General features: G+C 77.5%; 1 protein-coding gene. It reads right to left on the reverse strand.

Features of this window, described 5'->3' with window-relative positions:
- Nucleotides 1-869: ABC transporter permease (locus ACVNF4_RS36405; RefSeq protein WP_461807088.1), on the reverse strand; the 869-nt coding region annotated here is incomplete at its 3' end.
- Between the last annotated feature and the right edge of the window lie 130 nt (nt 870-999).

Below are 999 nucleotides of genomic sequence, written 5' to 3' on the forward strand. Positions count from 1 at the left end.
AGTCGGCGGCGCAGCAGCGCCGACACCGCGCCGACGGCCAGCCCGAGCAGCAGCAGTGCGAGGACCGACCCCTGGAGCAGCGGCAGGTCCTGCGACTTGGCCGCGCCGAGCGCCGTCCGCCCGATGCCGGGGACCGCGAAGACGGTCTCCACGGCGACGGCCCCGCCGGTCAGCCCGACGGCCACCATCCCGAACTGCGGTACCAGCGGCGGCAGTACACGCCGCAGCGCCGCCCCGGCGACCCGCGTACGGCTCACCCCGGCCCCCCGCCACAGCTCGACCCACCGCTCGTCGAGGACGGCGGGCAGCGCGTCCGCGACGAGCCGTCCGAGCAGGCCGCCCGCCGGGACGCCGAGGGCGACGGCGGGCAGCACCAGATGCGCCGGCCCCTCCCACCCGGACGTCGGCAGCCACCCGAGCCACACCCCGAACACCAGCAGCAGGCCGGTCGCGAGCAGGAACTCCGGTACGGCCGCCAGCATCACGGCCCCCGCCCCGGCCGACCCCCGCCCCCGCACCAGCACCGGCGCGACGAGCACCGCCGCCAGCAGCACCGCGACCCCGAGCGCCCCGCCCATCAGCGCCAGCGAGACCTGGAGCCCGGCGGTGACGGACGGCAGCACACCGGTGCCGGACACCCACGACGTCCCGAGGTCGCCGTGCAGCAGATCACCGGCCCAACTCCCCAGCACGGCAAGGGGACCGGCGTCCAGCCCGAGGTCCCGCCGGATCGCGTCCAGCGCCTCCCGCGTCGGCTCCCGCTCCGCCGACCGGGCCCGCAGGACGGTCAGCGCGGGGTCGGTTTCTGAGAGCCAGGGCAGCAGTCCGACGGCGGCGACGACGGCGAGGAGGCCGGCGACTCGGGTCAACCGCCCGCTGTGCCGCCTCACTTGACGTAGGTCGCGGACGTGATCAGCTCCCGCTCGCGGGGGTCGTGCGCGGCGCCGACCACGCCGGCGGCGTCCCCCCGGAGCACGCGCTCGTGCAGCAGCGGCACGG

Source organism: Streptomyces sp. S6 (genome assembly GCF_054880855.1).